This window comes from Pseudomonas sp. 05T35 (assembly GCF_056396605.1).
Window position 1 is genome coordinate 1 of the sequence record NZ_JBFTLU010000948.1, and the last position, 491, is coordinate 491.

The window sequence follows — 491 nt, forward strand, 5'->3', positions numbered from 1 at the left end:
AGCGTGAGCGTGGTCGGCAACCAGTTGCAGTTCAATCCGGGTATTGATTTTGATCACCTGGCGCAAGGCGCCACGGCCAGTGTCACGCTCAGCTACACCATGAGCGACGAGCACGGCGCAATCTCGACCAGCAGCGTAGACGTGACCATCACCGGCACCAACGACGCGCCGGTGGCGGTGGCCGATACGGCCGCCGGTACGGAAAACCAGACCCTGASCATCGACGTGCTGGCCAATGACACCGATGTCGACGACGGTCACGCGTTCACGCTGAACTCGGTCAGCGCGCCAGCGAGCAAGGGCACAGCCAGCGTGGTCGAAAACCAGCTGGTGTTCACCCCGGGAAGCGATTTCGACCATCTGGCGCAGGGTGCGGTCGAACACGTGACGCTCACTTACCAGATGCAGGACGAACACGGGGCGCTCTCAAGCTCCACGGTGGATGTGACCATCACTGGCACCAACGACGCACCGGTGGCAGTGGCCGATAC

The 491-nt window shown here is 62.7% G+C and carries 1 protein-coding gene; it reads left to right on the forward strand.

Annotated features, from left to right (window positions below):
• On the forward strand, positions 1-491 hold a 491-nt coding region (locus AC1DH9_RS30845; RefSeq protein WP_477809547.1), incomplete at both ends, for an Ig-like domain-containing protein.